At 49.5% G+C, this 6637-nt stretch carries 5 protein-coding genes; 3 read left to right on the top strand and 2 right to left on the bottom strand.

The genetic code is table 11. From position 1 onward, the window contains the following. Nucleotides 1-173: 173 nt before the first annotated feature. Nucleotides 174-1262, bottom strand: a complete 1089-nt coding sequence (gene chvE / locus WBV27_RS03980) for a multiple monosaccharide ABC transporter substrate-binding protein (RefSeq protein ID WP_424199621.1) — start codon at nucleotides 1260-1262, stop codon at nucleotides 174-176. A gap of 231 nt (nucleotides 1263-1493) precedes the next feature. On the opposite strand from chvE, the gene WBV27_RS03985 reads away from it, so the two are divergent. Genes WBV27_RS03985 through WBV27_RS03995 form a run of 3 tightly spaced genes read left to right on the top strand, consistent with a single transcriptional unit; the run spans nucleotide 1494 to nucleotide 5489 of the window. After that, entirely contained in the window at nucleotides 1494-2462 is a 969-nt protein-coding gene (locus WBV27_RS03985) for an ABC transporter substrate-binding protein (RefSeq protein WP_424199623.1), read from the top strand. 12 nt (nucleotides 2463-2474) lie between these two features. Continuing rightward, nucleotides 2475-3899: a sensor histidine kinase gene (locus WBV27_RS03990; RefSeq protein ID WP_424199625.1), complete on the top strand. Its 1425-nt coding sequence runs from the start codon at nucleotides 2475-2477 to the stop codon at nucleotides 3897-3899. 15 nt (nucleotides 3900-3914) lie between these two features. Beyond that, entirely contained in the window at nucleotides 3915-5489 is a 1575-nt protein-coding gene (locus WBV27_RS03995; RefSeq protein ID WP_424199627.1) for a response regulator transcription factor, read from the top strand. A 201-nt stretch (nucleotides 5490-5690) separates the two neighbouring features. Here WBV27_RS03995 and WBV27_RS04000 read toward each other — a convergent pair whose 3' ends face one another. After that, nucleotides 5691-6530, bottom strand: coding sequence for an AraC family transcriptional regulator (locus tag WBV27_RS04000; RefSeq protein ID WP_424199629.1), 840 nt, complete (start codon nucleotides 6528-6530; stop codon nucleotides 5691-5693). Nucleotides 6531-6637 lie beyond the last annotated feature (107 nt).

The following is a 6637-nucleotide window of genomic DNA, read 5'->3' on the forward strand; positions in this document are numbered from 1 at the left end:
AGGGCGTGGATTTCCCCGCGCTCGATTTTCAGATTCACATCACTCAATGCCCGGATGCCAGAAAATTCTTTGACGATATTCCGCATCTCCAATATATAATCCGCCATGATACCCCTCCTCTATGGAAGAGACTTCCTTGGCGTCGCCAAAGGAAGTCTCGATTATTCACATTTTTATAGGCCTAAATCTTTTTCAGAATAGTAGTCTGTATCGATCAATTCCGCTTGATAATTCTCTTTATCGACTGAGACCGGATTAGCCAAGTAAGTCGGTACGACTTTCACGCCGTTGTCATATGTTTCTGTGTCGTTTACAGGCACTTCTTCCTCGTTGAAGATCGCTTCGATCATCTCAATTGTGTTTTGAGCCAAGATACGCGTATCCTTGAAAATCGTTTGTGTCTGTTCGCCGGCAATGATCGATTTCACACCTGCTTGCGTTCCATCCTGACCTGTGATGACCGGCAATGGTTTTTCAGCTGAACCGTAACCCACACCTTTCAGAGAAGAAATGATTCCCAAACTAATCGGATCATAAGGAGACAATACTGCATCCAAGGTTTTATCCGTGTAATTCGCGCTTAACAGGTTGTCCATCCGTGCTTGTGCAGTCGATCCATCCCAACGCAAGGTTGCAATCTGGTTGAACTTTGTTTGTTCGGAAGGGATGACCAATTGGCCGCTTTCGATGTATTGTTGGAACACGGACATTACACCATTGTAATTGATCAAGGCGTTGTTGTCGTCCGGGGATCCGCCGAACAATTCGATATTGTATGGGCCTTCACCTTCGCTCAAGTTCAATGCATCTTCAATATAGGAAGCCTGAAGCACACCCACTCCGAAATTATCGAAAGTTGCATAGTAGTCAACGTGTTCGGAATTCATCAACAAGCGGTCGTACGCGATGACTTCGATGCCTTCGTCCGCTGCTTTTCCAAGCACATCCGTCAATGCGGATCCATCAATGGAAGCGATTACCAAAATATCCACACCTTTTGTGATCATATTCTCGATCTGCGCCACCTGATTTTCCACTTTATCTTCCCCGTATTGAAGATCCGTCTTATAGCCCAGTTTCTCCAACTCCGTAACCATATTGGTGCCGTCCGCGATCCATCTCTCGGCTGACTTCGTCGGCATCGCGATTCCTACATAACCGGCATCCCCTGTAGATGCTTCGCCATCCCCGCAAGCACCTAGCGCTACTGCGGATACTAACGTTGCTGCTGTAAGAAAACTTTTCTTCCAATTGAATTTCATTCCGAATTCCTCCACTGCTGTTTTATTTGATATACGTATTGTACCCTTATCGGATACCGCTTACATTCACTATCTTTTCCGTTTTCTTGATATTCTTACTGATTTGTATCCGTTTCCATATGGATTTTTTCCGATTTTCTTTGTTTTTTTTCGAAGGCCCCAGAAACTATGCTAAACTATTCGATGGTAGCGTTTCATTTTGGTTATATATAGGAAGGAAGTTTTCCCGCCATGAAGTATCTATTGCATTTGCTTCTCCTGCTCTTTTTTGTCGGCGGCTGCGCGAACAGCCCTGATGAGGAAGAAGAGCCCGGGAACATCGTCATCGGATTCTCACAATCCGGAACGGAGAGCAATTGGCGCAAGCGCCACACAGAGTCGATAAGAGAAGAATTGGATAAAGAAGGCTATGAAGTGCTGTACCGGAACGGCTTCATGAACCAAGACCGTCAGATTCAGGATATGCGCACCTTCATCGCCTACAAAGTGGATATGATCGTCTTCACGCCGATCGTGGAAGATGGTTGGGATGCTGTCCTGTTGGAAGCAAAAGATGCGGGCATACCCGTTATCGTTGTCGACCGCCATATCCGCACAGCAGAAGAGAATCTGTATTTGACGCACATCGGTTCCAGCTTCAAGGCTGAAGGAAACCGGGCGGGACTCTACATCACCAATCATTTCCAAAACAGCTCCCAGCCCTCCGTGAATATTTTGGAAATGAAAGGGCTTGCGAATACTTCGCCGACTAATTTCCGCAGCGAAGGATTCATGGAAGTGATCAGCCGCGATTCGCGGATATCCATCGCAGCCTCCTTGGAAGGGGACTTTATCCGTTCCAAGGCGAAGGATGTCTTCCGGAAATACATCGAGGATAACGGCTGGGAAGACATTGATGTTCTCTACAGTCATAACGATGAGATGACGCTGGGCATCCTGGAGATCATGGAAGAAAACGGTATCGTCCCCGGCCAGGACATCCTCATCGTCACAATCGACGGCCAAGCGGAGATGATCGAAAACCTGCGCGCCGGCAAGGTCAATTGCGTCGTTGAATGCAATCCGAATGCCGGCTGGTATGTCCGCAACACGATCAAGCGTTATTTGAACGGTAATACCATCCCGGATGAAATTTACATGCCCGAAACGGTCTTCTCCGATAAAGGGAATCTCGACAGCATTCCGCCAAGGGAATATTAGGGAGGCAAAGTGATGGAAAAAATAGCCAGCATCAAAGATATTTTCCAGCAGACCAATCGCCTGCTCTTCAGCATCACCCTGATTCCATTGCTGGTCATCAGTATCTTTTATACACGCAATATCCTGATCTACCGCAGCGCGCTGGCGAACGTCGAAGAAGCGAATACGGTTTCGACCATCGTCCAGGAAAATGTTTTGGAGGAACTGTGGGACCTAGTCTTCGGCCTCATCAACGTCACCGATTACAAGTCCGGCAACGAGCTGGAAAAGGTTCGGCTGGCCATCGAAGAAATCCAGTCCAACACCACTACCGCAAAGGAAGGCGCCACACTGGATGTCGCTTTGCGGACCTTGGACACACTCGACAATTACATTTCCGAGATGGAAAGCAATATCGTTAACGGACGGCCGTTCGCTGAAAATGAAGCCATCATGGTCCAAGTCGATGCCGTCACGGTCCTGCTTTATGCTATCCTGCAGGACTTTGTGCGCGTCGAAATCGAACTTGCGGGACAAACCAGCGATGATATGCTTGTGTCGCTCTATTATCTGATCCTGTTCGAACTCGTCATCGTCCTGATAATCGTCTACTACGCCCGGAAGAATAACCGCTTTTTGACGCAGCAGATCCAGGAGCCGTTGAACGACCTGATCGTCCTTTCCGAGGAACTGTCGCAAGGCCATCTGGATTACCGGGCAAAAGAGCCGGAAGTCGCTGAGCTGCGCGTCGTCACGGAAAGCATGAATGACATGGCGCGGAATCTGCATGTCCTGATTGAAGAAAACGCCGTGAAGCAATTCGATTTGGCGCAGAGCGAGCTGCGTGTCCTGCAGGCTCAGATTACGCCCCACTTCATCTACAATACCCTGGATGCCATCCTGTCCTTGGCTGAACAAGGCAACAGCGAGCAGGTGAAGACGATGACCTACGCACTCTCCGATTTCCTGCGCATTTCCTTGAGCAAAGGCCAGGACTGGATCACGATCGAGAAAGAAATCCGCCACGTCGAAGATTACCTGACGATTCTGCAGATCCGCTACGGGGCCATGCTGACGTTCGCCATCGACATCCCGGAGGAAATCCTGCAGACGGAAGTGCTGAAGATGATCCTGCAGCCATTGGTTGAAAATGCGGTCTACCATGGAACCAAGCATGTCCGTCGGGCCGGGAAAGTGACCGTCGAGGCGACTGATACCGACGACACAATCCAGTTCTTCGTGACGGACAACGGAATCGGCATGCAGGAGGAGCGTTTGCTCGAAATCCGAAAACGGCTTGACCAAGCCACTGTCGAAGATTCAGGTGAAGGCGGTTATGGCCTTTACAATGTCCGCAAGCGTCTGCTGTTGTATTACGGCAACAGCGCTTCCCTCCAGATCGACAGCACCTACAGAAAAGGTACGACCATTACTGTGACAGTACCTAAGATTACCTAAAAGGAGCGATCAAGCATGTATAAAGTCTTTATAGTCGAGGATGAGCACCTGATCCGTGATAGCCTACGGAACCAACTGCTGTCCCTCGCCGAAACGCACCCGCTGATCTTTTCGGGGGAAGCCTCCGACGGGGAAATGGCCTTGGCCTCAATCATGGACGTCAAACCGGATATCCTGCTGACCGATATCCGGATGCCCTTCATGGATGGCTTGAGTTTGGCCAAGGAAGTCCGGAAGATCTTTCCTTGGATCCGCATCATCTTCATCAGCGGCTTCGATGATTTTGAATATGCGCGCACCGCCATCCAAGTTCAGGCAGATGCCTATCTTCTGAAGCCGATCAAAGATACCGAGCTGACCCAAACACTTGAAGCTGTCATCGCAGTATTGGATAAACAAAAAGAACCCATCACGGAACGGGATCCGCATGCGGATAATTTCGTCTTCGAGCTGAAAAAAAATCATTTTTTGAACGGCATCTTCCGCGGTGACTTATCGGTTCCGGAAGTGCTGCAGGAGTCCGCCGCCTTGAAGCGCTCGGTCGTCGGTAAAAAAACCTGCATCGTTTTGGCCACCAATCATTACGACAAAAACTTCGATGATTATTTCCGTTTCAGCAATTATCTGCATTTCCTTTTCGGAGCAGATGAGAGCATCATTTTCTCCAGCATCTCATCGCGCTTCATCAAGTTTCTCTTGATGGACAGCGATACGGACAGGCTGTTGGAAAAGAGCTACCAACTGGCTCAGACGCTCGTCCATGAACTGAAGGACGAAGAAGCGGAGGACCTGATTGTTTCGATTGGCCCGATCGTCGATCGGCTCAGCGAAATCCCGCAGGCCTACCGCTACACGCAGAACATGCTCCAGACCTACGGCGTGCTGCGGACCGAACGAATCATCAGCTACGAGGATGACATCAAGGACGGCGAAGTTTCCCCGACGAATCCTTTCAAACTCGATTTGGCCCAGAAAATTGCCCAGACCGAAGCGGATGAACTGGAGGAACTGGTGCTGGAGCTTCAGGGAACGCCTGGGGATACCGAAGAACGCAACCGCCTCTTCCGCTTTTTCGTGCTGACCGAGTTGGGCAATCTTGTCCAAAAAAAGAAGCCTGGTTCGGAGCAACCTTTGCTGGAAAAAATGAATGACCTGGATCAGTTGGCGGCGGTAGCGGCCGACGCCGCGGAATATACCCAGATCATCGAAAAGCTGTTGGCTTTTCTGATGGCAGCCCACATCCACCCTTCCATGGTGAAGTATCAGAGCGTCATCCAAAAAGCGTTGGGATTCATCAAAGAGAATTTTACCGATCCGGATATTTCCCTGAATGTCGTGGCCGATGCCGTGAACTTGAGTCCATCGCACTTCAGCACCATCTTCTCGCAATCTTTGGGGCAGACCTTCATCGACTTCCTGACGGAGTGCCGCCTGCAGCACGCCAAGGAACTGTTGGTCGGGACGGATGACAAGCTGTCCGCCATCGCGATGGACATCGGCTACAACGATCCCAATTATTTCAGCTACCTCTTCAAAAAACGCGAAGGCCAGACACCAAAAGAATTCCGAAGAACACATACAAGAGCATGATGAATCCCGAGGGCGTGAAATTCCCCGCCAAATTGTCTTTGAAGGGGAATCTCGTGTTGTCTTCGGACGTTTTACCCCGCCTAATAGATTTTGGCGGGGTATCTCTGAGCGTAAATTAAATCTCCATATAAAGAGGCTGTATCAAATCCAGAAAATTCTGTTCTGGTTCTGATACAGCCCTTTTCTTGTTAACGATACTCGCTAAACCGGTCGCTGTTCCTTGGCGACTTGCGAAGGCGCAGTCCCGTAGTATTTTTTGAACAGTTTGCTGAAGTGGTACGCGTCCTGGTAACCGACCGCCTGTGCGACTTCTTTGATGGTCCATTCTTCCTGCTTCAGCAGTTCCTTCGCATGCTTCAGGCGCACGTGGATCAGGTAATGGATCGGACTCAATCCGGTCGCTTCCTTGAAGATTTTTGAAAGATGGGCCGGGCTGACGAAGAGTTGCTGCGCCAATTGTTCCAGAGTGATTTCTTCGGAATGATGGTTTTCCAGATAATAGACGGCATGATTCACCAGATGCTGTTGACGCACGGCTGTCTGCGAAAGTGCCGAAGGGATCGTATTGTCGGATCCGTCCTCCAGACTGCGGAGCAATAACCCCAGCATCTCCAATATCAGTCCTTTTCCCATCAGCTGATATTCACTCCGCTGCTCGTTGAACTCCTTCGTCACCCGCCAGGCCTTCTCCATAAAGGCATCCGCATAACAGCCGAGATCCAGCAAAGCGCGCTTGTTCGGAAAATGGTTGCGGGGAAGACCGTTCAACGAAAGGTTCGTCAAACCGATATGCAATTGATGGGAAAACGTGCCCTCTTTTTGCCGCTCCGCATGTTTCACACCCGGATTGAAAAGCATGACGGTGCCGGTTCCCAAGTCCTGCCGTTTTCCGTCCACCAAGTAATCCGCTTCCCCTTCCAGCAGGACGCTGATTTCCAGAAAGTTGTGGCTGTGCGTTTTGGAATAGTTCCCGGCTTCGTTCAGCGGATCGAAAGCATAGAGAATTTCGGGATTGAATGTTTGTACGTGTGTATAGGCCATCGCAAAAGTCCTTTCTGTTGAATACCCTTATATTGTACAGGAATCTGACGAAGAAAAGCCATTCTCATTCCTAAAAAAAGCAGTAACCTGTTAACATACACTTTTTT

Source organism: Trichococcus sp. (genome assembly GCF_049589555.1).
In the GTDB taxonomy this organism is placed as follows: domain Bacteria; phylum Bacillota; class Bacilli; order Lactobacillales; family Aerococcaceae; genus Trichococcus.